This window comes from Amycolatopsis sp. NPDC024027, assembly GCF_040638975.1.
Classification (GTDB): Bacteria; Actinomycetota; Actinomycetes; order Mycobacteriales; family Pseudonocardiaceae; genus Amycolatopsis.
This window is the reverse complement of sequence record NZ_JBEZYY010000028.1, coordinates 55,902-80,352: the sequence shown is the minus strand read 5'-3', so window position 1 is coordinate 80,352 and position 24,451 is coordinate 55,902. Positions and strand designations below refer to the sequence as shown.

25 protein-coding genes are annotated in these 24,451 nt (G+C 70.7%); 11 read left to right on the top strand and 14 right to left on the bottom strand.

Going from position 1 to position 24,451, the window contains the following annotated elements; all coding sequences use genetic code 11:
- Positions 1-101 precede the first annotated feature (101 nt).
- Genes AB0F52_RS44115 through AB0F52_RS44090 form a run of 6 tightly spaced genes read left to right on the top strand, consistent with a single transcriptional unit; the run spans position 102 to position 4,992 of the window.
- Entirely contained in the window at positions 102-383 is a 282-nt protein-coding gene (locus AB0F52_RS44115; RefSeq protein ID WP_360184155.1) for an acyl carrier protein, read from the top strand.
- Complete coding sequence (locus tag AB0F52_RS44110) at positions 380-1,726, top strand: NAD(P)/FAD-dependent oxidoreductase (RefSeq protein ID WP_360184152.1); 1,347 nt, start codon at positions 380-382, stop codon at positions 1,724-1,726. The genes AB0F52_RS44115 and AB0F52_RS44110 overlap by 4 nt, the downstream gene beginning before the upstream one ends.
- A gap of 13 nt (positions 1,727-1,739) precedes the next feature.
- A complete protein-coding gene (locus AB0F52_RS44105) occupies positions 1,740-3,107 on the top strand; it encodes a TrpB-like pyridoxal phosphate-dependent enzyme (protein ID WP_360184149.1) in 1,368 nt (455 codons plus the stop codon).
- 1 nt (position 3,108) lies between these two features.
- Positions 3,109-4,062, top strand: coding sequence for an amidohydrolase family protein (locus tag AB0F52_RS44100; RefSeq protein WP_360184146.1), 954 nt, complete (start codon positions 3,109-3,111; stop codon positions 4,060-4,062).
- Position 4,063: 1 nt separating this feature from the next.
- Positions 4,064-4,534, top strand: coding sequence for a MaoC/PaaZ C-terminal domain-containing protein (locus AB0F52_RS44095; RefSeq protein ID WP_360184143.1), 471 nt, complete (start codon positions 4,064-4,066; stop codon positions 4,532-4,534).
- A complete protein-coding gene (locus AB0F52_RS44090) occupies positions 4,531-4,992 on the top strand; it encodes a YbaK/EbsC family protein (protein WP_360184140.1) in 462 nt (153 codons plus the stop codon). Before AB0F52_RS44095 ends, AB0F52_RS44090 begins: the two co-directional genes overlap by 4 nt.
- A gap of 3 nt (positions 4,993-4,995) precedes the next feature.
- Here the strand turns inward: AB0F52_RS44090 and AB0F52_RS44085 are convergent, their stop codons facing one another.
- From AB0F52_RS44085 to AB0F52_RS44075, 3 genes are read right to left on the bottom strand one after another with little or no spacing between them, the layout of a single operon-like run.
- Positions 4,996-6,186, bottom strand: a complete 1,191-nt coding sequence (locus AB0F52_RS44085; protein ID WP_360184137.1) for a cation:proton antiporter — start codon at positions 6,184-6,186, stop codon at positions 4,996-4,998.
- Positions 6,183-7,067, bottom strand: a complete 885-nt coding sequence (locus AB0F52_RS44080; protein WP_360184134.1) for a DMT family transporter — start codon at positions 7,065-7,067, stop codon at positions 6,183-6,185. The genes AB0F52_RS44085 and AB0F52_RS44080 overlap by 4 nt, the downstream gene beginning before the upstream one ends.
- Positions 7,068-7,080: 13 nt before the next feature.
- A complete protein-coding gene (locus tag AB0F52_RS44075) occupies positions 7,081-7,659 on the bottom strand; it encodes a response regulator transcription factor (RefSeq protein ID WP_360184132.1) in 579 nt (192 codons plus the stop codon).
- A gap of 655 nt (positions 7,660-8,314) precedes the next feature.
- On the opposite strand from AB0F52_RS44075, the gene AB0F52_RS44070 reads away from it, so the two are divergent.
- Entirely contained in the window at positions 8,315-8,596 is a 282-nt protein-coding gene (locus AB0F52_RS44070) for a hypothetical protein (RefSeq protein ID WP_360184130.1), read from the top strand.
- On the opposite strand, the gene AB0F52_RS44065 is transcribed toward AB0F52_RS44070, so the two are convergent.
- From AB0F52_RS44065 to AB0F52_RS44035, 7 genes are all read right to left on the bottom strand, one after another.
- The gene (locus tag AB0F52_RS44065) at positions 8,597-8,866 is read right to left on the bottom strand and encodes an integrase core domain-containing protein (protein ID WP_360184128.1); all 270 of its coding nucleotides are present in this window, start codon (positions 8,864-8,866) and stop codon (positions 8,597-8,599) included.
- Positions 8,867-8,966: 100 nt separating this feature from the next.
- Entirely contained in the window at positions 8,967-9,596 is a 630-nt protein-coding gene (locus tag AB0F52_RS44060) for a response regulator transcription factor (RefSeq protein ID WP_360184125.1), read from the bottom strand.
- Positions 9,593-10,876 carry a sensor histidine kinase gene (locus AB0F52_RS44055; protein WP_360184122.1) on the bottom strand — a complete coding sequence of 428 codons (1,284 nt, stop codon included), beginning with the start codon at positions 10,874-10,876 and terminating at the stop codon, positions 9,593-9,595. Before AB0F52_RS44055 ends, AB0F52_RS44060 begins: the two co-directional genes overlap by 4 nt.
- 128 nt (positions 10,877-11,004) lie before the next feature.
- On the bottom strand, positions 11,005-12,441 hold the full coding sequence (locus AB0F52_RS44050; RefSeq protein WP_360184119.1) for an adenylosuccinate lyase family protein: 1,437 nt from the start codon (positions 12,439-12,441) through the stop codon (positions 11,005-11,007).
- The gene (locus AB0F52_RS44045; protein WP_360184235.1) at positions 12,438-13,922 is read right to left on the bottom strand and encodes an NAD-dependent succinate-semialdehyde dehydrogenase; all 1,485 of its coding nucleotides are present in this window, start codon (positions 13,920-13,922) and stop codon (positions 12,438-12,440) included. The genes AB0F52_RS44050 and AB0F52_RS44045 overlap by 4 nt, the downstream gene beginning before the upstream one ends.
- 29 nt (positions 13,923-13,951) lie before the next feature.
- Positions 13,952-14,644, bottom strand: coding sequence for a type 1 glutamine amidotransferase domain-containing protein (locus tag AB0F52_RS44040; protein WP_360184116.1), 693 nt, complete (start codon positions 14,642-14,644; stop codon positions 13,952-13,954).
- Positions 14,629-14,913, bottom strand: a complete 285-nt coding sequence (locus tag AB0F52_RS44035; protein ID WP_360184114.1) for a hypothetical protein — start codon at positions 14,911-14,913, stop codon at positions 14,629-14,631. The genes AB0F52_RS44040 and AB0F52_RS44035 overlap by 16 nt, the downstream gene beginning before the upstream one ends.
- 185 nt (positions 14,914-15,098) lie before the next feature.
- Here AB0F52_RS44035 and AB0F52_RS44030 point away from each other — a divergent pair, with 185 nt between their 5' ends.
- Positions 15,099-15,977 (top strand): helix-turn-helix transcriptional regulator, encoded by an 879-nt coding sequence (locus AB0F52_RS44030; protein WP_360184111.1) that lies wholly within the window; start codon positions 15,099-15,101, stop codon positions 15,975-15,977.
- Between the two features lies 1 nt (position 15,978).
- Entirely contained in the window at positions 15,979-16,341 is a 363-nt protein-coding gene (locus tag AB0F52_RS44025) for a hypothetical protein (RefSeq protein WP_360184108.1), read from the top strand.
- 204 nt (positions 16,342-16,545) lie between these two features.
- Here the strand turns inward: AB0F52_RS44025 and AB0F52_RS44020 are convergent, their stop codons facing one another.
- Genes AB0F52_RS44020 through AB0F52_RS44010 form a run of 3 tightly spaced genes read right to left on the bottom strand, consistent with a single transcriptional unit; the run spans position 16,546 to position 19,702 of the window.
- Positions 16,546-18,051 carry a glycosyltransferase family 39 protein gene (locus tag AB0F52_RS44020; protein WP_360184105.1) on the bottom strand — a complete coding sequence of 502 codons (1,506 nt, stop codon included), beginning with the start codon at positions 18,049-18,051 and terminating at the stop codon, positions 16,546-16,548.
- Positions 18,042-18,785 carry an ABC transporter permease gene (locus AB0F52_RS44015; RefSeq protein WP_360184103.1) on the bottom strand — a complete coding sequence of 248 codons (744 nt, stop codon included), beginning with the start codon at positions 18,783-18,785 and terminating at the stop codon, positions 18,042-18,044. Before AB0F52_RS44015 ends, AB0F52_RS44020 begins: the two co-directional genes overlap by 10 nt.
- A gap of 11 nt (positions 18,786-18,796) precedes the next feature.
- Positions 18,797-19,702, bottom strand: a complete 906-nt coding sequence (locus tag AB0F52_RS44010) for an ABC transporter ATP-binding protein (RefSeq protein WP_360184100.1) — start codon at positions 19,700-19,702, stop codon at positions 18,797-18,799.
- Positions 19,703-20,060: 358 nt separating this feature from the next.
- Here AB0F52_RS44010 and AB0F52_RS44005 point away from each other — a divergent pair, with 358 nt between their 5' ends.
- The gene (locus AB0F52_RS44005) at positions 20,061-22,034 is read left to right on the top strand and encodes a hypothetical protein (protein ID WP_360184097.1); all 1,974 of its coding nucleotides are present in this window, start codon (positions 20,061-20,063) and stop codon (positions 22,032-22,034) included.
- Positions 22,035-22,036: 2 nt separating this feature from the next.
- Positions 22,037-23,605 carry a hypothetical protein gene (locus tag AB0F52_RS44000; RefSeq protein WP_360184095.1) on the top strand — a complete coding sequence of 523 codons (1,569 nt, stop codon included), beginning with the start codon at positions 22,037-22,039 and terminating at the stop codon, positions 23,603-23,605.
- A gap of 160 nt (positions 23,606-23,765) precedes the next feature.
- On the opposite strand, the gene AB0F52_RS43995 is transcribed toward AB0F52_RS44000, so the two are convergent.
- Positions 23,766-24,410: a TetR family transcriptional regulator gene (locus AB0F52_RS43995; protein ID WP_360184093.1), complete on the bottom strand. Its 645-nt coding sequence runs from the start codon at positions 24,408-24,410 to the stop codon at positions 23,766-23,768.
- Positions 24,411-24,451 lie beyond the last annotated feature (41 nt).

Here is a 24,451-nt window from a genome sequence, read left to right as displayed (position 1 = left end):
ACGGCTGGCTGCCGCCCGCCATTCCGAGGGAAGACACCGGTTGTCCACGGCTCATAGCATCGAGACCGGTCTGTTGGTGCGACGCGGATACGGAGACGTGCATGGAACATGCTGAAGTCCTTGGCACACTGACCGAGTTCATCCGGGAGAAGGTGCTGGACTCCGCGGGCATGGAGGTTGCCCCGGACACCCCGCTGCTGGAGTGGGGCATCCTCAACAGCCTGTCCACGACCGCTCTCGTCGTGTTCATCAACGAGCGGCTGGGGGTGGACGTGCCCGCCGAACGCATGGTGGGCCGCAACTTCCGGGACCTGAACAGCGTCACGCGGCTGGTGCTGGAGCTGGCGGCGGACGCCCGCGAGTCCGAGATGGGGACGCTGTGACAGACGTCGACTTCGACATCGGCATCATCGGCGGTGGCCCCGCCGGCTCCACGATCGCCTCGTACCTGGCCAAGGCGGGCCTGTCCGTCGTGCTGCTGGAGGGCGAGCTGTTCCCGCGCCCGCACGTGGGCGAGTCGCTGATCCCGGCGACCACCCCGGTGCTGGCCGACATCGGCGCACTGGCCAAAGTGGACGAAAGCGGGTTTCCGCGCAAGTACGGCGCGGCCTGGACCTCCGCCACCAGCAACGACATCTCGTCACTGGGTTTCAAGCTCTCGCACGGCTTCAAGGCCGCCGAGGTCGCGTTCAGCGAACGTGACCAGCGGGGCGTCGACCAGGACTACACCTACCACGTCGACCGGGGTCAGTTCGACCTGTTGCTGTTGCAGCACAGCGAATCCCTGGGCGCGAAGGTGTACGAGGGCGTGCGCGTGCAACGCGTCGAGCTGGACGAGGACGTCAAGCGGATCGTGTTCACCATGGGGCGGCGCGAGATCGGTGTCCGGGTGCGGCTCGTCGTCGACGCCAGCGGGCGGAGCACGCTGCTCGGCCGCCAGCTCAAGCTCAAGGTGCCCGACCCGGTGTTCAACCAGTACGCCATCCACACCTGGTTCGACGGGCTGGACCGCACCGCGCTGGCGGTGGACAAGAAGCAGGCGGACTTCATCTTCATCCACTTCCTGCCGATCACCGACACGTGGGTCTGGCAGATCCCGATCACCGACACCATCACCAGCGTCGGAGTGGTGACCCAGAAGAAGCACTTCACCGCCGCGAAACAGCAGTGGGGCGCGTTCTTCGAGGATGCCACGGGGTCCCGCCCGGAGCTGGCCGAGGCGCTGCGCAAGAGCGAGCGGGTCCGGCCGTTCAAGCCCGAGGGCGACTACAGCTACGCCATGCGGCAGGTGTGCGGCGACGGCTGGCTGATGGTCGGCGACGCGGCCCGGTTCGTCGACCCGATCTTCTCCAGCGGCGTCAGCGTCGCCATGAACAGCGCGCGGATCGCGTCCTACGACATCCTCGAAGCGGCCGAGTACGGGGACTTCACCAAGCCGTCGTTCGGCCGGTACGAGACGAAGCTGCGCCGCGCGGTGAGCAACTGGTACGAGTTCATCTCGATCTACTACCGGCTCAACATCCTGTTCACCGCGTTCGTCGCGGACCCGCGCTACCGGCTGGACGTGCTGCGGATGCTCCAGGGCGACGTGTGGGACGGTGACGGCGAGCCGGCCGCGCTGACCCGGATGCGGGAGATCACCCGCGAGGTCGAGGAGAACCCGGACCACCTGTGGCACCCGCACCTGGGCACGCTGCGCGCACCGAGCCAGGCACCGCTGTTCTGAAGGGAAGAGTGACGTGAAGAAGTTCCTGCTGACCGAAGACGACATGCCGACTCAGTGGTACAACATCCTGCCGGACCTGCCCAAGCCGCTGCTGCCGCCGCTGCACCCGGTGACCCACGAGCCGGTCACCGCGGCCGACCTGCAGGCCCTGCTGCCGGACGAGGTCATCGCGCAGGAGTTCAGCCCGCAGACCTGGATCGACATCCCCGAGCAGGTGCAGGACATCTACCGGATCTGGCGGCCCTCCCCGCTGTACCGGGCGGACCGGCTGGAGAAGGCGCTGGACACCCCGGCCAAGATCTACTTCAAGTACGAGGCGGTGTCGCCCGCCGGGTCGCACAAGCCGAACACCGCCGTGCCCCAGGTGTTCTACAACGCGCGACAGGGCGTGAAGCGGGTGACCACGGAGACCGGCGCGGGCCAGTGGGGCTCGGCGCTGTCGTTCGCGGGCAGCCTGTTCGGCGTCGGGGTCACCGTGTACATGGTGAAGGCGTCGTTCCAGCAGAAGCCGCACCGGCGCTCGCTGATGGAGACGTGGGGCGGCGAGGTGTACGCCTCGCCCAGCACCCACACCCAGGCCGGCCGGAAGATCCTCGACGATGACCCGGACTCGCCGGGCAGCCTCGGCATCGCGATCAGCGAGGCCGTCGAGGACGCGCTGGCCCACGACGACACCAGGTTCGCCCTCGGCTCGGCGATGAACCACGTGGTGCTGCACCAGACCGTGATCGGGCTGGAGGCCAAGCGGCAGCTGGAGATGGCCGGCGACTACCCGGACGTCGTGGTCGGCTGTGTCGGTGGCGGGTCGAACTACTCGGGCCTGGCGTTCCCGTTCCTGGCCGACACGCTGACCGGCGCGCGGAGCGGCACCCGGTTCATCGCCGCCGAGCCCACCGCGTGCCCGACCCTGACCAGGGGTCGCTACACCTACGACTACCCGGACACCGCCGGCCTCGGCCCGCTGCTGCACATGAAGACCATGGGCCACGGCTTCATCCCACCCCCCATCCACGCGGGCGGCCTGCGCTTCCACGGCGACGCGCCCACGCTGTGCCTGCTGCAGGACGAGGGTTTCGTGGAAGCCCGCGCCTACAACCAGAACGAGGTCTTCACCGAGGCCGTGCGGTTCGCCCGCACCGAGGGCTTCGTGATGGCGCCGGAATCGTCGCACGCGCTGCGCGGTGCGGTCGCCGAGGCGCTGGCCGCGAAGGAGGCGGGAGAGGCCCGCACGATCTTGTTCGGGTTCTCCGGCCACGGCCACTTCGACATGGGCGCGTTCGACTCGTTCCTGGCGGGCAACCTCGAGGACTACGAGCTGCCGCAGGAGCAGATCGACGCGGCGTTCGTCGACGTGCCTACGATCACCGCCCAGCCGGCCTGACGTGTCCGAAGTGGACTGGATCGACGTACACCATCACGCGTACCACGGGCGGCTGGCCGACGCGCTGGCCGCCCGCGGCGTGACGCACATGGCGCCGGGCGTGCCGGTGCCCAGCTGGGCAGCGGCCGACACGCTCCAGGTGATGGCCGAGCACGACCTGGCCGCCGCCGTGCTGTCGGTGCTGATGCCCGACGCGGCGCTGTTGCTGCCCGGCGCCGCGGACCTGGTGCGGCAGACCAACGAGTGGACCGCCGACGTGGTGCGGGAGCACCCGGACCGGTTCGGGTTGCTGGCCACCCTGCCACTGCCCGATGTGACCGCTGCGCTCGCCGAGGTCGAGTACGCCTTCGACGTGCTCGACGCCGACGGCGTGGTGCTGCCGGCCTCGTTGCCGGACGGCTCGGTCCCGGGCGACCCCGGCCTGGACCCGCTGCTGGCGGAGCTGGACCGGCGCGGCGCGGTGGTGTTCGTCCACCCGAACCCCGGCTACCGGTGCTCCTGCACGGGCGCGCCGGACTTCGCCGCCGCGGTGCCGCCGCCGCTGGTCGACTTCGTCATGGACACCACCCGCGCGGTGGCGAACATGCTGTTCCGGGGCACGCTGCGGCGGTTCCCCGGCATCCGGTTCGTCCTCGCGCACGGCGGCGGCACCATACCGTTCCTGGTGGGGCGGTGGGAGCTGGCCCGCACGTGGGTGCTGCCCGGCCAGGACGGCTCGGTCCGCGAGGATCTGGGCCGGCTCTATTACGAGACGGCGCAGTCGTCCTCGTCCGCGGCGCTGGCGTGCGTGGACGCCGTTGCCCAGCCGGGACACGTGCTGTTCGGCACGGACTTCCCGTTCATGGCCGGTCCGGTGGTCGGGCAGACCCGGCGGGAGGTGGCCGCGTACCGGCCCGGCATCGGCGGGACGGGCATGGCGCTGTTCCCCGAGCTACGCGCCATCGCCAGGACGTGACGTGCGTTATTTCGAGGATTTCCGGGTCGGCGACGTGTACGAACTGGGCAGCCGGCGGATGTCCGAAGCGGAGATCCGGTCCTTCGCCGGCCAGTTCGACCCGCAGCCGATCCACCTCGGCGAGCCGGGCGAACCGCTGATCGCGAGCGGGTGGCACGTGGCAGCCACTTTCATGCGGCTGTACGTGGATTCGGTGGTCAGCGGGTCGGCCGCGGAGGTGTCGCCGGGCATCGACGAGCTACGCTGGCTGCGCCCGGTGCGGCCTGGCGACCTGCTGGTCGGGCGGATGACCGTGCTGGGCACGACCGTGTCACTGTCCCGAGAGGACTGCGGGATCGTGCGCCAGCGCGGCGAACTTGCGGACGACTCCGGGCGACCCGTCATGCGGTTCGTGTTCCACGGACTGATGAAGCGGCGTGAGTATCGCCCCGCCACCTCGGCCGACGTCCGTCCCGATACACTCCGGACGTGAGCAGACCGACTCCCGGGCAGATCCTGACAGCCGCCGGCGTGCCTTTCTCGTCCTTCACCCACGCGCCGATCCGCACGTACGAGGACATCGAACGCGAGCTGAAGCTGCCCGCCGAGCGGTTGCTGAAGACGCTGGCGTTCCGTACCGAGGACCGGTTCATCCTGGTGTCCATGCCGATGTTGACCCCGGCCGGCTACGGCAAGATCGCCAAGGCGGCGGGCGTGTCCCGGGCCAAGCTGCGCCGCGCCGGCGAAGACGACCTGGCGGAGCTGGGCATGGCTCCCGGCGGCATCAGCCCGTTGACCGAGATCGCCGGCCGGACGGTCGTGTTCCACACGACCGTGCCGGACATGGGCACGGTCTACTGCGGCAGCGGCCGGGACGACGAGACCATCGAGGTGGCCGCGGCAAGCCTGGTCGAGCTGGTCCGGCCGGTGCTGCACGACGTGGCCGGCTGACCGTCACACCGAGGCGAGCTTGGCGGCGGGTTCCCGGTACAGCAGTTTCACCAGTGGCCCGCTCATCATCGTGGTGAGCACGGCCATCAGCACCAGTCGCGAGTACAGGTCCCGGTCGAGCAAGCCCAGTTGCAGGCCCATGCTGAGGATCACCAGTTCGGTCAGGCCCCGGGTGTTGAGCAACGTGCCCATGGTCGCGGACTCCCGCCAGTTCAGCCGGCACAGCCGGGCCGCCAGCACCGCGCCCGCGAACTTGCCGCCGACCGCGACCAGCATGATCAGCCCGAACTCGGCGAACCCCGACCACGTGGTGCCGGACAGGTCGACGTCGAGCCCGGCGACCACGAAGTAGACCGGCAGCAGCAACACCTTGCCGACCTGCTCGATGCGCTGCGTCACGCCCGTCCGCAGGTCCGTCCCGTGCGGCATGACGAGTCCGAAGAGGAACGCGCCGAAGATGAAGTGCAGCCCCATCCACTCGGTCAGCGCGCTCCACACGAGCAGCCCGATCAGCACGACCGCGAACATGTCCCGCCGGGCGGCCGCGATCCGTGCCAACAGCGGCCGCACCACCAGGAAGCTCAGCAGGACCAACGGCAGCACCAGCGACAGCCGCCACTGTCCGGACGTGCCGGCGCCGAGCGTCGCGATCGTGACGGCCAGCATCGTCCACGCCAGCAGGTCGCCCAGTGCGGCGCTGCCCAGCGCGAGCACGCCGATCTTCGTGTCGGTCATGCGCCAGTCGCCGAGCATCCGCGCCAGCACCGGGAACGCGGTCACGGCCATCGCGGTGCCCAGGTAGAGCACGAACGCCAGCCGGTCGTCCGCGGGCCGCAGCACGGTCGCCAGCACCACACCCAGGACGAACGGCGTGAGCATCGACCCCATCGACAGCACCACGATCGACCCGAGCCGGTCGCGCAGCAGGTCCCGGTTGAACTCCAGGCCCACCAGGAACATGAAGAACACCAGCCCGACGTTGGCCAGCGAGCTGAGCATCGGCCGGATGTCCGCGGGGAACACCAGGTTCGCCACGGTCCCGCCGAACAGGGTCGGCCCGACGAGCACGCCGGCCAGGATCTCGCCCACCACGGCGGGCTGCGCGATCCGCGTCGCCAGCCAGCCCATCACCTTGGCCAGCGCGACGATCACGGCCAGCGCCACGAGCAGCGTGACCACCTGATGGGAGATCACGCCGGCTCCGGTTGCCGGCTGCGCGCGGGCCGCAGCCCGATCGCGAGTCCGCCCAGCACCAGGCACGCGCCGACCAGGTCCGCGAGCCGAGGGTGGCCGGTGCCCAGCACGACGGTGGACAAGACCGCGCCGACCGGGAGGAAACCGGAGAACAGCCCGGCTTTGTCCGCACCGAGCCGGGGCAACGAGGTGTACCAGCACAGGAACGCGAACACCGTGATCACTACGGCCAGGTAGCCCAGGGCGAGCGCCTCGGCCGTGGTCGGCACCCGGACCAGGTCCGGCCCGTCGACGACGAGCCCCACCACGATCAGCTGCGGCACGGCCAGCGCCGCCGAGTAAGCTGACACCCGGATCGCGCCGAGCCGGCCCAGCACCGGCAGCGCCAGCAGGGAGAACCCCGCTTCGCACGCCAGCGCGCCGAACGCCAGCAGCAGCCCCAGCGGCGACCCGCCGCCGAACCCGCCGGTCACCGCGACCCCCATGACCACGATCACGGACGCCAGCAGCACGCGCGGCGCGGGCTTGCGCCGTTCCAGCAGCGGCCCGACGAGGGCCAGGATGATCGGCACGGCGGCCACCACGGTGCCCACGGTCGCCGGGTCGGCGAACCGGGTGCTCTCCACGATCAGCACGTTGAACGCGGTGAGCCCGGTGAGCGCGAGCGCCATCAGGAAGAACACCTCACGCCGGGTGAGCCGCACGATGCCGTTCCCCGTCGCGCGCGCGATGGCGAGCAGCAGCAGCGAGCCGATCAGGTAACGCACGGCTTGGCCGCCGTACACGGGATAGTCGTGCAATGCCGGGGAGACGCCGGTCAGCGTGCCCACGCAGAACATCGCGGTCGCGGCGCCTATCGCGCCACGGCGCACCTCGGTCATCCTGATCAACGGTTCACGGCCTCCCTGCTGTTTCGGACAGCTCCCCCACGTTGATCAGCCCGGTTTCGTACGCGTAGGCCACGGCGCTCGCGCGGTTGGGCAGGCGTAGCTTGCGCAACAGGTTCTGCACGTGGAACTTGACGGTGCTCTCGGTGAGCGACAGGTGCCGTGCCATCGCGGAGTTCGTCTGGCCGGCCACGAGCAGGCGCAGCACATCGGTCTCCCGGCGGGTGATGCGCTCCAGCTGTGGCTCGCCCCGTTCGGCGGTGCGCGGCGCGGGGCCGGCGTAGAACGCGTAGCCCGCGGCGAGCATCCGGATGGCGCTGAGGAACTCGTCCGGGCTCGAGGTCAGCGGCAGCACGCCCACCCGGGGCGCGTCCGGCAGCACCGCGTTGTCATCCAGCACGAGGACGTTCGCCGACGGCCTGCGGTCGAGGAACCGGCGCGCGGCCAGCGGTGCGCGCGGCACGTCGGCGAGGCAGCCGATCACGACCACGTCGGGCAGCTCCCGAGTGTGCCGGGCCAGGCTTTCGAAGGTGTCGACCTGGTGGGTCACCTCGATCCCCGAGGCCTCGTCGAGAGTTTTGCGCATTCCGATCCGGAAAAGCGTTCTCCGTTCCGCCAGGATGACTCGCGTGCGATTGCCGACGAGTGCGTTCTTCACAAGCGCGGGTCCCCCAACCTGGTGTGCGTACGACCCAGCCGCCGGCGGATCAGACGGCCGGCAGAAGAATGCGGTCGACTGGTGCCCGGACAGCATTGACCTCCGGTCTCGCACCTGTCCCCAGGCCGCGCGATCGACCGGTGCACGTTGGTTCGATGTTCGATTGCCGTTCCGGCGTCACCGGACGCGTCTGTCACGCGACAGATAATACGGCGCTAACTTCCTACGGTCATGCCTCCCCATTTCCCCCATGCCCGCTCACCGCAGGCCGAACACCCATGTTCTCTCATATTGCACGGCTCCGGTGATCAACACAACCTCCTCGGGTGTCCACGCCGGGCTACCGGACCCCCAATCGCGTTGCCCTGACTCCGCACAGCTGCTAGAATCGTTCCTGAGCGACTTCTGAGGGCCGATGTCGACTCCCGGGGGAAACAATATGTTCGTATCGCCGCGTGAATGAGCGCGCCTCAGATATTCACGTGGTTCGCGTCATAGCCCAAATAAATGCTTCAATTGGGGATACTGTGGCACTTTGTCGTTGCCTGATAGGGTCAGCAGGCGACTGCCGACCGAACATGAGGTGCGGATCGCACCGGAAGATCTGGCTCAGCCCTTCGAAATCGACATTTCGCTACCGCCGGAACGGCTCGGTGCCGGCGCGATCTCCCTGGTGGTCGACCCGTTCGCCGTGGCACTGAACGAGAGTCTCTCCTGCGGAGTGCCCGGCGGCGACGGTGTGCCACTGCCGGCCGAGAGCGTCGAGCTGCCGGCCGCCATCACCCGGGTATTCGGCCTGTGGGGTTCCAAAAGTCGCTTACCGGCGCTGACCAGCAGCTTTAGGCTGCCCGTTCGTACTCGTTGATCAGACCTCCGGGAAGCCGCTGTCGCTTGATCCGCTGAGAGTTGAGATCTGCCACAGGGTGGGTCGGCCGGGGTGGGCGAAGCCCGCGGGAACGATGCGGCGTAGATCGTTGTAGTGCCGGACGTACTCGGCGAGCACGGCCCGCAGCTGCCGCTCGCTGAGAATCAACATACGGTCAGCGAGTTCGGTTCTGGCGGTCAGCACGAATCGCTCGGCACAGCAGTTCGCCTGCGGGCAACGCGGAGGAATCCTGATCGTTTCGATGCCCACGCCGGCCGGGACGGCATCGAACGAGGCCGCGAACTGGCCGGCCCGGTCACGGATCAGAAATCCGAACTCATCGGCTCGATCACCGAGCTCCGATCGGTCGTCAGTCCCGAGGCGCCAGATAGCCCAGGGAGAACGCGGCGGCCACGGCGGCTGCCCGGTCGTTGACGCCCAGCTTCGCGTAGACGTGCAGCAGGTGCGTCTTCACCGTCGTCTCGCTGATGTAGAGCCGCTTCGCCGCCTCGCGGTTCGTCGAGCCTCGGGCGATCAGCTCCAGCACTTCCAGCTCGCGCCGGGACAGCAGGGCCGGGGCGGGTTTGCGCACCTGGCCCAAGAGCCTCGTCGCGACGGTGGGAGAAAGCACCGCCTGTCCGCGTGCGGCAGCCTCCACCGCGCGGACGAGCTCCGCCCTCGGCGCCTCCTTGAGCAAGTAGCCGGTGGCGCCGGCTTCGATGGCCGGCAGCACGTGGCTGTCGGTGTCGTACGTGGTGAGCACCAGCACCCGTGACGGCACCCCGCGCTTCGCCAGCTCCTTGATGGCGGCGACCCCGTCGGTCCCGGGCATCCGCAGGTCCATGAGGATCACGTCGGGGCGGAGGCGCTCCGCGGCCGAGACCGCTTCCGCCCCGTCCCCGGCTTCGCCGACCACCTCGAAGCGCGGATCGGCGCCGAACATGCCGCGCAGCCCGTCCCGCACCACCGGGTGGTCGTCGACGATCAGCAGTGAGATCACCTCTCGCTCCCGGCGGGGATCGCCGGCACCGTCACGGTGATCGCGGTGCCCCCGCCCGGCTCGGACTCGATGTCCAGCCGCCCGGCGAGGAGTTGCACCCGCCGCCGCATGCCGGTGAGCCCGTAGCCTCCGTCCGCGGAGCGGCCGGCGCGCTCGGCGCCGGGCCGGAAGCCCACTCCGTCGTCCAGCACGTCGAGCGTCACCAGGTCCTCCATGTACGACAGGGTCAGGGAAACCCGACCGGCTCGGGCGTGCTTGGCGACGTTGGCGAGCGCCTCCTGCGCGGTCCGCAGCAGGGTCACCTCGACGTCGGTGTGCATCGGCCGGACGTCGCCGGTCGTGGTCAGCACCGCTTCGACGCGGTTCACCTTCGACCAGCGCCCGGCCACGTCGCCGATCGCGTCCGGGAGGCGGGCTTCCACCAGCGCGGACGGTCCCACCGCGTGCACCGTCCGGCGGGCCTCGATGAGGCTCTCGCGAGCCAGGTCCATCGCGTTCCCCACGTGACGGCGCGACACCGCCGGCGCGTGCGACGCCTGCTCGGCGGCCTGGAGCTGGGTGAGGATGCCGGCCAGCCCTTGCGCGAGGGTGTCGTGGATCTCCCGCGCCATCCGCTGCCGCTCTTCGAGCACGCCGGTCTCGCGGGCCTGCGCCAGCAGCTGAGCGTGCAGGCCCGCGTTCTCCGCCAGCGCGGTCTCCAGCTCGACGTTGGCCTTGTGCAGCTCGACCAGCGCCCGCTTCTGCCGGTGGTTGCGCCGGTCGGACATCACATCGGCGTGGAAGGCCACCGTGGCCATCACCGTGGTGAGCGCGCTGACGGCGGGCCACTTCCACCACTCGCCGGCCGCGATGTTGGCGGCCCCGCCCACGTAGGAGATCGCCGAGACCGCGGACGTGGCGGCCACGCCGGCGTACCGCCACCGGCCCTTCAGGTACTGGAAGGCGTGCACGTAGCCGACGAAGGCGAAGAAGCCGAACCAGGGTGTGAGCAGCACCAGGCAGGCGGTCAACGCCACGAGCCCTGTGTAGTAGAGACCCATCAGCAGGCCGTTGCGGTGCGACTCCGGGTGGAACGTGTGGAACCACATGACCCACGCGGTGAGCAGGACCGAGAGCCCGAGCACCTCGGGAAGGTGCACCTCCCCGTTCCAGAGCGGCTGCAGCAGCAGGGTCATCACGACGCTGACCGCCAGCAGCGGGTACGGGAGCACCTTCAGGACCGCGGTCTCCTTGCGCTCCCAGCGGTCGAACTCCTCGCGCAACTCCGCCTCGACACTCACGACCCGCTCCCAGCATGGTGTCCGGCAATGATCGCACGCCCTTTCCCGGTGGAAGCAAGCCTGCCGCCCGCGGGGGCGTGCCGGATCGACCACGAGGGCCGGGATCACCGCGGACGCGGTGGACCCCGTCATCCTCCGATCGGAGGATGACGGGCAAGGCGGGGGTGTGCTTCTTCGCACCGCTTGAACCGACGAACGCCGTCTCGGTCCTCCGCGTCGGTTCCCCCCACTGCGCTGCGGACCATGTCCTGCGCGCTTCCCAGGTAGCCGGCGGGGTCGCAGAGCGCGTCGAGCCGGTCGTCCCCGAGGATCGCCGCGACAGCCGGGTCCTTCCGCAGTTCGACGGCCAGCTCGGTACCGGTGTCCTGTACTCGGCTGCAGGCCGCGTAGACGAGTTCGTGGGCGTGCTGACGGCCGATTCCGGGTGCGAGCGCCATCATCACGGCTTCCGCGGCGATGAGCCCGCCGGTCAAGCCCAGGTTGGCCCGCATGCGCTCCGCATCGACCTGCAGGCCGGCCATCGCCTGCTCAGCCTGGGAAAGCGAGGACGCGAGCAGCAGGAATGCCTCAGCGATCACGGCCCATTCGACGTGCCACGGACCGGTGGCGCGCTCGAAGTCCTGCACCATCGCGTCGAGCATGGCGGAGGACTTGTCACGAAGCAGCTTCGCCGCCGCCACCATGAGCTCGCTGGAGATGGGGTTGCGTTTCTGGGGCATGGTGGAGCTGGCCCCCCGGCCGGCCACGAACGGTTCGGCGAGTTCGCCGAACTCCGTCGAGCACATCAACGCGACATCGGTGCCGATCTTGCCGACCGAAGCACCGATCGCGGCGAGCAGGCCGACGATCTCGGCCAAGCCGTCCCGCGCGACGTGCCACGTGATCTCGGGGTCGCGAAGGCCGAGTTCCGCGGCCAGTTCGGCCCGGACCCGAAGGCCGGCCGGGCCCGGGCCCAGGGAAGCCAGGGTTCCCGCCGCTCCCCCGAACTGCACCATCAGGTCCCGCTCCCGCACCGCGGTCAGCCGATCGGCGTGCCGGTCCAGGGCGGACATCCAGACGGCCACCCGGTAGCCGAAGGTGACGGGCAGGGCGTGCTGGAGGTGAGTCCGGCCGGCGGTGACCGTGTCGATGTGCTCCGCGGCCAGCCTGCGCAAGTGCGCGCGCAGCCGATCGAGCGCGTCCGAGATCAGGGTCAAGCCCTCGGCGCACTGGAGGGCCGTCGCCGTGTCCATGATGTCCTGGGTGGTGGCTCCCCAATGCAGATATCCGCCGGCGTCACCACATTGCTCGGCGAGTTGCCCGACGATGGGCAGGATCGGGTAGCCGACCTTCTCCGTGTCGCGGCGAAGCCGATCACGGTCGAGCCGCGCCGGGTCGCACGATGCCGCGATCACGTCCGCACTGTGGCGCGGGATGACGCCGGCCCGCGCCTCGGCCTGTGCCAAGGCGACTTCGACGCGAACGACCTGGTCCACATAGGACCGGTCGCAGAAGACCGCCCGCATCTCGGCTGTCCCGAACAAGTCCCGGAACAGGAACGAGTCGAAAACGGTGCTGCCGGTCATCGTCCGGCCTCTCCGCTGTGAGGAGTACCCAGGTGGATGGCCACGTACTTCTGCTCCAGGTATTCGTCGATCCCGGTGTTGCCACCTTCCCGGCCGATGCCGGACTGCTTCATCCCACCGAAGGGCGCGCTCGGGTCGGACACGTAACCGCGGTTGAGACCCACCATGCCCGTCTCGAGCTGCTCGCTCATCCGGAGCGCCTGACCCAGATCCCGGGTGTAGAGGTAGCTCACGAGACCGAACTCGGTGTCGTTGGCGTCGTGCAGGACTTCGGCTTCGGTGGTGAACGTCCGGATGGCCGCGACCGGGCCGAAGATCTCCTCGCGGGTGATCCGGGTGCCGGCGGGGACGTCGGTGAGCACGGTGGGCGGGTAGAAGTAGCCCGCTCCCTCGGGAACCCGGGCGCCGGTGCGCACCCGGGCGCCCGCGCCGACGGTTTCGTCGACCAGGTCCGCGACCCGGCGCCGCTGGCGCGCGTCGATCATCGGCCCGAGGTCGGTGGCGGGATCCGTGCCGGGTCCGACGGTGATGGTGCTCATGCGCGCGACGAGCTTTTCGCTGAACTCGTCGACCACGTCGGTGTGGACGTGGAAGCGATTGGCGGCGATACAGGCCTCACCGACGTTCCGGAGCTTGGCGGTCATCGCACCCTCGACCGCGGCGTCGATGTCGGCGTCGCGGCAGACGATGAACGGAGCATTGCCTCCCAGCTCCATCGAGGTCCGCAGGACGGTGCCGGCGGCCTGGGACAGCAACGTGCGGCCGACGGGCGTGGAGCCGGTGAACGACAGCTTGCGCAGCCGCCCGTCCGGGAGGAGCCGCTCGGTGATGGCGGCGGCCCGGGTGGTGGGAACGATGTTGAGCACCCCACCGGGCAGGCCGGCTTCGGTCAGGAGCGCCGCCAGCGCAGCCGTCGTCAGGGGTGTCTGCGGCGCGGGTTTGACCACCATGGTGCAGCCGGCCGCGACGGCCGGGCCGATCTTGCGGGCCGGCATGGCCAGCGGCGCGTTCCACGGCGTGATCAGCAGGCAGGGCCCGACCGGCTGCCGGGTGACCAGCACCCGGGCGGTGCCGTCCTCGCTGACCTTCCAGCTCCCGTCGATCCGGACGGCTTCCTCACCGAACCAGCGCAAGTAGTGCGCGCCGTACTCGACCTCCGCCCGGGACTCGGCCAGTGACTTGCCCATCTCCAGGGTGATCAGCAACGCGAACTCGTCGATGCGCTCGATCAGCAGGTCGTGGGCCCGCCGAAGGATCTCGCCCCGCCGGCGCGGGGGTACCGCAGCCCACTTCGCCTGGGCGGCACTGGCCGCGTCCAAGGCGGCGAGTGCGTCCTCCGGGGTCGCGTCCGACACTTCGCACAGTGTCCGCCCGGTGGCCGGATCCTCCACCGGGAAGCTGTCCCCGCCGGATGCCGATCGCCATCGACCGCCGATGAACAAGCCCTTCTCGACACGTCCGACGGCATCGGGCCGAGGCAGAAAGGTGACCACGGGTTCCACGCTCCTTCCTAGGCGAGGGCGGCGATCATGGCCTCGGCCATGGGGGCGCTGGAGGCCGGGTTCTGGCCGGTGAAGAGGTTCCGGTCCCGCACGGTGTACGCCTGGTACGCCGGTCCCCCGGAGTGCTTCGCGCCTTTCTGACGCAGCGTGCTTGCCAGCAGCCACGGAGCGCCGTCCGCGGTGCCGAAGCTCTGCTCCTCCTCGTCGGTGAAGGCCGTCATCTCCCGGCCCGCGAACAGCCACTTGCCGTCTTCGTCCACAGCGGACAGGAGGCCGGCCGGGCCGTGGCAGACGGCCCCGATGATCTTCCCGGCCGCGTCCGCCTCGGTGAGCAGGCGGCCGAGGTCACGGTCCTGGTAGAGGTCGACGACCGGACCGTGCCCGCCGGGGACGACGACGGCGGCGTAGTCGTCGATGTCGATCTCGTCCAGCTTGAGCAGCGGACCGAACTCACTCAGCGCCCGCGCGGCGTGCGCCACGTAGTGCGCGCAGTCCGGGCCGGCGATCTCCGGGTCGGCGCTGTGGGCGTCGAGCGGCTGCAGAACCCCGCCCGGAGAAGCGAAGTCGACCGTGAATCCGGCCTGCACGAACTTCTCGTGCGGCGCAGCGACCTCTTCGGCCCAGTACCCGGTCGGGTATTCCGAGCCGTCGGTGCGCTCCCAGATGTTCGCGGCGGACATGACGATCAGGATCTTGCGCACGATTGTTCCTTTCTCTGACGGGTGGGCGAGTTCTCAAGCATCGGCGAAGTCGGGCCCTCGCCGCTGACGACCTGGCGGATGATCGCCTCCGCGCCCTTGACCGGGTCGCCCGGCTGGCTGCGAAGGAGCGGCAGCGTGGCACGCAAGACTTTCCACACCCCGCCGACCTGGTCGCCACGCCGGAGCAGCTGCGTGACCAGCTCCGGGCCCAGGCCGCGGGAAGTGCCGGTCACGAACCAGGTCGCGGGTCGATCCGACGGGAAACTCATGGTCGTCCTTCGCTCGCGATTTCGGGGCTCCGCCTCCGGGGGTGTTTCCGTGGCGGCGTGCTTCAAGATTCGCCCACCGCAAGCCCGTTCGGGGGCCTATCTCGCGCCCTCCGGAGGCGCGGTCTTCGGAACCTGGGACTCGCCGGTCCACCCAGGACCGCGCCGGCTCGGGGATACTCGAACCCGTGCACCGGACCAATCAGGAACTCGCCGATTTCCTGCGGCGCGCCCGCAGCCAGATCGATCCCGCCCGCGCCGGCCTGCCCCCCGACGGACGCGTCCGCCGCGTACCCGGTCTCCGCCGCGAAGAAGTCGCCCGCCTCGCCGGCGTGTCCACCGACTACTACGCCCGCCTCGAACAAGGCCGCCGCATCGTTCCCTCCGCCGCCGTCGTCGAAGCCATCGGCCGCGCCCTCGGCCTCGACGACGCCGGTCGCGCCCACCTCAACGACCTCATCGGCCTGACCTCGACACCCTCCCCCGGCCGGACCCGCGACGTCCAACGCGTCCGCCCCGGCCTCTACCAGCTCCTCGACGCCCTCGACGGCGAGCCCGCCCTCATCCTCGGCCGCCGCACCGACATCCTCGCCGCCAACCGCATGGCCAAAGCCCTCTTCACCGACTTCGACCAGCTCCCGGCCACCCACCGCAACTACGCCCGCTGGATGTTCCTCGACGACGGCGCCCGGGCCCTCTTCCTCGACTGGCCCGACCAAGCCCGCGCCGCCGTCGAAAGCCTCCGGTTCGAAGTCGGCCGCAACCCCGGCGACCGCGCCACCACCGACCTCGTCACCGAACTGCGCGAACACAGCCGCGAATTCGACCAATGGTGGGAACAACACCGCGTCCACCAGCGCACCCACGGCTCGAAACGCCTCCGGCACAACCTCGTCGGAGATCTCACCGTCGAATACGAAACCCTCACCCTCCCCGGCGACCCGGAGACCACCCTGTTCATCTACACCACCGAACCCGGATCGCCTTCACGACGAGCCATGGACGTCCTCGCCAGCTGGACCGCCACTCCCGCCCGCGAACCGAACCCCCGGATCACCGGGCAGTGACATGAGTGCGGGCATGATCTGGCTGGCCGTGCTCAACGGCATCATCTCCCTGGTGTCCACCGGGTTCGCGATCGTGGCGGCTGTCCGGCCGTCGGCCCTGAGCCACGAGAAGACACCGACCGGGGGCGAGCGCTTCTACGCGTGGATGTACTCGATCAGAGGGGTGCCGCTGGGACTTCTCGGCTGCGCGGTGCCGTTCGTCGCACCCGGGCCGGTCAGCGCGCTGGTGCTGGTCACCGCCGCGGTCGTCCAGGCCGGGGACGCCGTCATCGGCGCTCAGCGGCGCGAGATACGCATGACCGTGGGCCCGGCCGTCGCCGGTGTCGTCCACGTGATCACCGCGATGGCGGTCGCGGCGCCGTAGGGGCAGTGGCTCGCGCGGTTCCGCACACCCGTGGTCATCCGATCGGTGGATGCGGCTTGGTCATCCGGCGGACCGGTTTCCGCCGCCGGCCCTCGATTCGGTCGATGTGTGGACGAAGGGGCGCGGGCACGTCTCAGCTCTGACGAGGCACCCCCGAGAGCCCGCCCCGGCGTCCCGCGCGGACGGTGACGCCGGGGACGCGGCTCACGTGTGGGTGTTCACCAGTTTCGGCCACAGCGCGGACCACGGCTCGGTCCGGCCGCTCGCGAGCCACAACGGCACGCCGTCGAAGTAGCTCGGCTTCGCCGCACCGGTGTCCACTTTCCCGATCGGCCGCAAGCCGGCGAAGTGCCCGAGCAGCGGCCGCGGGTCGGCGCCCACGAACAGCACGTCGGTCAGCTCCTCGGACGGCACGACCAGCGTCGCGTACCCGCGGTTGCCGCTGGCCGGCTCCGGCAGGCCGAGGTCGCGGCCGTAGCGGTCGAGCGCGCCGGCCTCCCAGTAGGTCTCGGTCACCACCGCGGTCCGAACCCGCTCGGGCAGCTGCGCGAACGCGCCGGCCACCGAGAGAGCGGCCTCCGGCGAACCGATCTCGGTGAAGGCTAGCACCGGGGACGGCAGTGCCGGGTGCTCGATCAGCCACGCCCGCGGCCAGACCGGCAACGCGACGGGCAGGACGAGCAACGCGGACAGCGCGTAGCACGGCCAGGTCGCGATCCACCGCCACCAGCGCGCCGGCTCCCCGCGTTCGAGCGCGACCGCGGCCGTCGCGAAGCACACCGGATACATCCCGGCGAGGTAGTAGAACCGGCCGTTCACCGCCAGGAACACCACGGTCAGCAGCACCACCGTCCAGCCGAGGAAGCGGAGTTCCCGGCTGCGCAAGAGCCGCCACAGGCCGTAGCCGAGCAGGACGACACCGACCGGGAGCCCGGCGACGAGCAACGCCCCCGGCACGAACGCCACCCGGCCACCCCAGGTGCCGTCGACCTCCGCCGAGATCGCCGCGCCCATGCCCAGCTGCGGCCAGCCGTGCGTGGCCTGCCAGAGCAGGGTCGGCACCAGCGCCACCGCGGCGATCGCCGCGCCGAGCCACAATGCGGGCCGGCGCAGCAGTTCCCGTGGTCCGCACCCGAGGACCGCGACCCCGGCGGCGAGCCAGAAGCCACCGATGAGGAACTTCGTGTACAGCGCGATCGCCGTGACGACGCCGGCCCAGACGAGCAGGCCGTCGGCGCGGGTGCGCAGCCAGCGGACCAGCAGCCACAGCACCAGTGTCCACAGCAACGGATCCACTGTGGACGTCGCGAGGTAATGCCCACCCGCCAGGAGTTCCGCCGACACGCCGAAGGTGGCCGCGGCGAGCGTCTGGGCCTTCGCGCCGCCGCCCAGCTCGCGGGTGATCAGCGCGGTGAGCGTGATTCCGGCGAGCGCGGCCAGCATCGCCGGGATCCGCAGCACGAACGGCGAGTGCCCGAGCGCGTCCATCGCCGTGGCCAGCAACGGAAGCAGCGGGGGCTGGTCGACGTATCCCCAGGCGAGGTGCCGGCCGGCGGCCAGGAAGTACAGCTCGTCGCCGGCGTAGCCGTAGCGGTTCGCCGTCAGCAGCAACGGGATCGCCATCAGCCCGGTCACGATCGCCACTCCGGCCCCGGCGACCGGCGCGACCGGCCGGACCGGGGCCGGAGCGGGCGTGATCGTCACTCCCACCGGAACACCCGCGCCGCGATCGTCGAGCAGACGACGGCGAAGACGGCCATCGCGCCGAGCTGGAGCAGCTCCGGGGCATCGCCGGCCCAGGTGGCGCGCAGCGCGTTGAGCGTGCCTCCCAGCGGCAGGACGTCGGCGACGTGCTGCAGGAAGACCGGCAGCTTCTCCTTCGGCACCCAGACCCCGCCCAGCGCCAGCATCGGGAAGAACAGCGCGCTCCCGATGCCACTGGCCGCGCGGCCGGTCGGCGCGAGGGCAGCGACCAGCAGGCCGACGGAGAACAGCGCGACGGCCCCGAGCACGAGCGACAGCAGGAAGCCGCCCGGGTTGCCCGGCAACGGGATGCCGAGCGCGAGACCGCCGACCCCGGCGATCAGCGCGACCACGACGACGGCGGCGGCCAGGTTCACCAGCAGCTGCGCGGCGAGCAGCAGGCTCGGCGACACGGGACTGGCGGAAAGCCGCTTCAGCAGGCCTTTTTCGCGGTAGGTGCCCATCGCGGTCGGGAACAGCGTCAGCGCCAGCATGGCCAGCAGGATCGTGATGGCCATCGGCGCGATCAAGGTGGCCAGCACGCTGTGCCCGCCGAACTCGGGGTCCGGCTCGTTCACACCGGGCAGCAGCCCGAACACCAGCAGCAGCGCGAGCGGGATGCCGACGACGATGGCCGGCGCGCCCGGGTCCCGGAGGAACACCTTCGCCTCGGCGGTGGTCAGCTTGGTCAGGACGGACACGGTCTTCCCCTTCATTCCGGCCGGTGGCCGGTCAGAGCCGCGAACGCGTCGTCGAGGCCGGCCTGTTCGACGCGCAGTTCCCCGGCGATCACCCCCAGGCGGGCCAGCAGCGAGGTCACCGCGTGGAGCACGTTGCCGTGGCCGCTGACGACGAGTTGCTCGCCGCGCCGCTCGACGCGGTGGATCTCCGGCAGCGCTTCGAGCACGCGGGGGTCCAGCGGCGCCGACGGCCGGAACCGCACGACCTGCTCGTCGGTCACCCCGGCGACCAGCCCGGCCGGCGTGTCGACGGCGACGACCCGGCCGGCGTCGATGACGGCGATCCGGTCGCAGAGCCGTTCGGCTTCCTCCATGAAGTGCGTGACCAGCAGGATCGTCACGCCCTGGGCGCGCACGGTCTCGATGAGGTCCCACGTGTCGCGGCGGCCCTGCGGGTCGAGGCCGGTGGTGAGCTCGTCGAGCACCGCCAGCTCCGGGCTCCCGACCAGCGCGAGCGCGATGGACAACCGTTGCTGCTGGCCCCCGGAGAGCTTCTTGTACGCGGTGTTCCGGTGCTCGGCCAAGCCGAGCGTGGCCAGCAGCTCGCCGGGGTCGGCCGGCGTCCGGTAGAACGCGGCGTAGAGGTCGAGCAGCTCGCCGACCCGCAGCTTGTCCTGCAGCCGGCTCTCTTGGAGCTGCACCCCGACGCGCTGGCGCAACTCGGCGCGGTCGCGGCGCGGGTCGAGCCCCAGCACCGACAGCCTCCCGCCGTCGGGCACCCGGAGTCCTTCCAGGCACTCCACGGTCGTCGTCTTGCCCGCGCCGTTCGGGCCCAGGATGCCGAAGATCTCCCCGCGCTCGACGTCGAACGAGACGTCGTCGACCGCGACCTTTTCCCCGTACCGCTTGTGGAGGTGCTCGACCTCGATGACCGGCATGCCGCCGTCCCTTCCCGATCCGTTTCCGACAGATCGAGAATCCCGCGGCGACCCGGTCCGGCGCGTCAACACAACGGTCCGCATCGCCTCCACCGTCCGGAGGAGGCGGTGGTCAACCGCGCGCGGGCACCGCGACAGGCCGCCCCTGGCCGGAACAGCAGGTGCCGGCGTGCCCGGATGTGCGAACGCCGCACCGCCGTGGGCCCCGCCCGGAGACCGGCCTGTCGTAACCGCAGCCCGAAGCCGCCGGGCCGATCGGTACACTCGTTCGGACCAATTCCGGCCCGCAGCCGCCGTTTTCCGCGCGCATGCCGGAGTTTTCCTGACTCCGGGCGCGTCACCTCCTACGCTCGGTCGGGTGGACGGCATCGAGAGTCTCCGGCACGCAATCGAGACGATCCCCATTCCCGGCGCCCCGCCTCGCCTGTCCCGGCAGGGCGCCGCGGTCGGGCTGGCGCTCTTGGACACCTCGCTGCGGCTCAACCACGTGCGCCGGCTGACCGAGCGGCTGACCGTGGTCGAGCACGGGACCGCGCGCCGGAGCACCGAGGTCGACGTCAGCCTCAAGCTGCTCGACGAGGGACAGCGTCAGGCCACCGCGCAGCTGCAGGACCTCATCGGGCGGGAACACGGCGAGCGGGCCGCGTCGCGGCCGGCGCGGCACCGGTCCCTCTGGGTTCCGCTGGCCCGGCTGCCGCGCCGCGACGTCTCCCCCATCGACGTCTTCGACAGCTCAGGCCAGAAACTGCCGCGGCTCACCCAGCACGAGGCGTCCCGGCTGGTCGCCGCGGGGCTCTACCGGTTGCTGCGTGGGATCCTCGCCGGCGACGAGAACGCGCAGACCGCCAAGCACGAACTGAACACCTTCCTCTTCCAGGTGCACGAGCCGCGCTGGCTGATCCAGCAGGCGCTGTTGACGCTGCTCACCGAGCGGAACCACCCGGAAGAGGAGTTCACGCTGGCGCCGGCGGCCGGCACGGTGCCCGGTTACGGCCGGCAATGCCGGGAGCTGGCTCTGGACGTCCTCTCCGGCTGTTCCGACCTGCTCGTCGAGTACGCGTACCTGCTGAACGTCGCCGTCCGCGACTACATGCTCGTGGTGGCGCTGGACGACTCGGTCGAGGAACACCGGCTCAGCTACGAAACCCCGCTGCACGTCGACGCGCGCCAGTCCGTCGCGAACGAGCAGTGGCGGCGGCTGGCCGCCAGCCGCCGCGGCTACGTCGTGAGCTACGAGACCATGATCCCGGCCACGCTGAAGTCCTACCACCTGGTGGCGCGGACCGCGCCGGAAGCCGAGATCTCCCGGATGTACCTGTCCACCGACGCCGACCAGCACCAGGTGGACGGCCTGGTCGAAGACCTGCTGTCGCTGGCCGAACGGCAGGACGCCGCCCCGTTGCAGGAGGCCGACGGCGCCCGGCACAAGATCCTCGAACTGCAGGCGCAGACCGTGCTGCGCCGGCTGGCGGACCTGGTGCGCCGGCGCAAATGGGAGGCGAGCCAGTCCGGGGTGGAGCTGTCCCCGCGGAGCCTGCCGGCCTGCCATCTGCTCACCGCCGCGGCCACGACGGGCGAGGCCGTGCGGACGGACTCGGGCGAGCTGGACAACTCCCTCCGGCGGCACCCGGAGTTCACGGCCGCGAACCTGCGCGAGGCCGCCCGCGAGCTGGCCGACCGGGAGTTCGGGCAGGACCTCGTCCTGGTCAACGGCATCGCCGAAGACGAGGCGCGGGCGTACTGGCGCCGGTCCGGCGGTCCCGACCCGCGCGGCGACCACATCCGGGTGCGCGCGACGCTCGTGCTCAAGGACTCCACGAAGGCCGGCCCGCTCAACGTGACGTTCTACGCGCTGGCCGTCGCGACGGTCTCATTCGTGCTCGGGTGGCTGCTGGTGGGCCGTCCGTGGCCGTACGGCCGGGAAGCCACCGAAGCCCTCGGCCACATCGGCGACGGCCAGTCCGTGATCACCATGCTGCTGCTGTTGCCCGGCTTCCTCTACAGCCGCCTGTCGCTGCCGCCACGCCGGACCGTGCTCGGCTACCTCGGCACCCTGCCGCAGGCGCTGGTCCAGCTGAGCATCGCGGCCGTCGCCGGGTTCGCCGCGGCCGTCGCGACGCAGAGCCGGGGCGAGGTCGTGCAGGTCACGCTCACCGTCGCGGTGGCACTGCCGGTGCTGGCCGCGCTCGTGCTGCTGAGCCGGGCGTCGTGGCGCGAATCGGCGATCCCGCTGTCGCGCATCGGGGCACCGCGCTGGGCGGGCGCCGGCGCCTGGGACCGCCGCGAGCCGCTGGACGCCGACGTGCGGTTCGACTCCTCCGGCGGGTGGTGAGGGTGCGCCAGCGGATCTCCGTGCGAAACGTGGCCGACCTGGCGCGGGCCGGCTTCGAGATCGCGCGGCAGCCCGTGACCAAAGTGGACTTCGAGGTCCACCACGCGGCGGCCCGCCCCGGCTACCTGCGCGAGCTCGTGTCCGCGGGCACCGACAGCGCGGTCTTCCTGGAAACGCTGTGTTCGGCCACGAACGGCGCCGGAGTCGTGATCGGCACCCGCACCCGCAAGCCCCTCGACGGCACAGAGGTGGTCGAGCGCGTCGACGGCCAGCAGCCGGCGGAGCGCCCCCAGCAGAATGTGGGCAGCTGGGTCTTCCAGCAGACGACCTCGCCCAACCCGACGTTCATCTACGAGTCGGCGCAGACCTTCGAGGGCCTGATCGCTGTCGACCCCGGGGCGCGCGAAGTCTTCGAGTGGCACGGCCTGGCCGTCCGCGACCTGGTGAAGGAGATCTCCGACGCCGCGTCGTCGCTCATCGACGCGCCCCTGTTGTCGCTGCAGTGCCCGGCCCAGATGCCGACGATCGTCAAGACCCGCAATCACGACCTGCGCACCCGCAAGGAGGTCGCGCCACCGTGCGCGTCGCTGGCGGTCCGGTTCGCGATCGCACTGCGGGACGTGTCCGTCGCCGCCCGGTTCGAACTGGCCGACCGGTTCCGCGAGCTGTGCGAGAAGCACGGCTACAGCCTGTGGCTCGCCGACACGCGGCCCGGCCACCGCCAGGGGAACTGGTTCGAGGTCTCCCACGCCGACGGCCAGTTTTCGCCGATGTACCGGGGAGAGCTCCGGTCCCGCCAGCGTATCGGCACGATCCTGCCGCTGACCTTCGTCGGCCCGGCGCGCATCGGCTCCACCCACGCGATCGCCTCCTTCCTGCAGCGCTACACCCAAGTGGGGGTGGTCGGCTGCGCGGGCACGACGCTGTCGGACGTCGCGTTCGTCCACCTGCAGCTGTCGATCCACGGCGTGGCCGCGGACCGGCTGAACCGCATCCTGGGCAAGCTGCTCGGCGAGTCCTCGACGCCGGCCCGGCCGCACAAGCTGCTGCGCGAGCTGTTCAAACGGCTCGGCCTGCCACCCGACCCCGACGGGCCGAGCTCGGCCGCGCCGGACCCGACCAGCGACTACCAGACGTTCGCCGGCCCCGCGTTCACCTACCGCCCCTTTCAGATGCCCGACTGCATGGCGGTGTGGGTGTCGTGGGAGGTCGCCCGCCAGCACCGGGGCCTCGCGGCGCCGCTGGACTGCCTGTACCGGGCCCTGGCGCAGATCGCGCCCGAAGTGCCCGTGGCGGACACCACGGCGTCGGCGGCCGACCTGGCTACGGTCGAATACCTCATCTGCCGCGCCACCGAGCAGTCGGTGGTCCGGGGCAAAGCTAAGCTGGCCGTGCCCAAATCGGTCCTGCAGCAGTTCTCCTCGGGCGGCATCGAACAGCCCGCGGCGAAGTTGTGCTCGTCGCTGGAAGAGGCGTGGAAGGCGCACGTCGACCAGTCCGAGGTGGACGGTGTGGGCGAGCTGACGGTGGCATGGCGTGAGTCCTGGCTCGGCCACTGGACCTACTCGTGACCGCTCAGGCGGAGTACCGGTAGCCGATAGGTCGGGCAGCCGGTGTCGCCGCCCTGGTGAATCGTCGTCCGCGTGCTCGAAGGGGGACTCGAACGCAGCGGTCCGCTCAGCCGACCCCGCGCACAGGCAGGCCGCGGCCGTGTCGGCGCCTGGTGGTCCGTCAGCGCAGGGACGGCAATCCGGCAGCCAAGGCGGCGAGCGCACGCTTCAGCGTCGGCAGGAACGGTAGGCACGCCGCGGCCAGGTCCGGGTCCTGGGCGTAGACCTCGCGCAGCGTCGGCGGCGGGTTCGCGGCCGGGTAGACCATCCCGGCCAAGCCGCTGGCCGCCCCGGCCAGCTCGGCCCCTTCGCCCTCGGTCAGCTCCGGGCACGCCCGGGCGACCGCCGCGCCGAGTTCGGTGAGGGCACCCAGCACCACCCGCTTGAAGTCGCGGGCGGCCGCGACCGAGACGTTGTGCTCCAGCGACGTCGCGGTGTGGCCCAGCAGATCGCAGAACAGCGTCCGTTCGGCGAGCGTCTCGGCCAGCACGTCGACGACGTCGTTCCCGGCCGTGAGCCGGCGGGCGACCTCGTCCGCCCAGTCGCGCCAGCACGCGGAGGCCAGCTCGAGGTAGATCTCCTCGCGGGTACCGAAGTAGCGGGTGACGTTGGACTTGGCCAGCCCCACGGCCGTGGCGACGCTGCCCAGGCTCACGTTGCGCACGCCGGATTCCAGAGCGAGCTCACGGGCCGCCGCGAGGATGGCCACGCGCCGCTGCTCCTTCTGCTCCGGCCGCCTGGCCCGCATGAACATCGACTGAGACATATCTCAGCCATCATACGGTCCACTTAACAGGACAACGTTCT

Excerpts from the sequence above, each read along its gene's own strand:
- AB0F52_RS44035 (WP_360184114.1), bottom strand. The coding sequence starts at position 14,913 with ATGAGTTTCCCGTCGGATCGACCCGCGACCTGGTTCGTGACCGGCACT.
- AB0F52_RS43995 (WP_360184093.1), bottom strand. The coding sequence starts at position 24,410 with ATGTCTCAGTCGATGTTCATGCGGGCCAGGCGGCCGGAGCAGAAGGAG.
- AB0F52_RS44050 (WP_360184119.1), bottom strand. The coding sequence starts at position 12,441 with ATGACCGGCAGCACCGTTTTCGACTCGTTCCTGTTCCGGGACTTGTTC.
- AB0F52_RS44115 (WP_360184155.1), top strand. The coding sequence starts at position 102 with ATGGAACATGCTGAAGTCCTTGGCACACTGACCGAGTTCATCCGGGAG.
- AB0F52_RS44075 (WP_360184132.1), bottom strand. The coding sequence starts at position 7,659 with ATGCGCAAAACTCTCGACGAGGCCTCGGGGATCGAGGTGACCCACCAG.
- AB0F52_RS44010 (WP_360184100.1), bottom strand. The coding sequence starts at position 19,702 with ATGCCGGTCATCGAGGTCGAGCACCTCCACAAGCGGTACGGGGAAAAG.
- AB0F52_RS44025 (WP_360184108.1), top strand. The coding sequence starts at position 15,979 with ATGAGTGCGGGCATGATCTGGCTGGCCGTGCTCAACGGCATCATCTCC.
- AB0F52_RS44080 (WP_360184134.1), bottom strand. The coding sequence starts at position 7,067 with ATGACCGAGGTGCGCCGTGGCGCGATAGGCGCCGCGACCGCGATGTTC.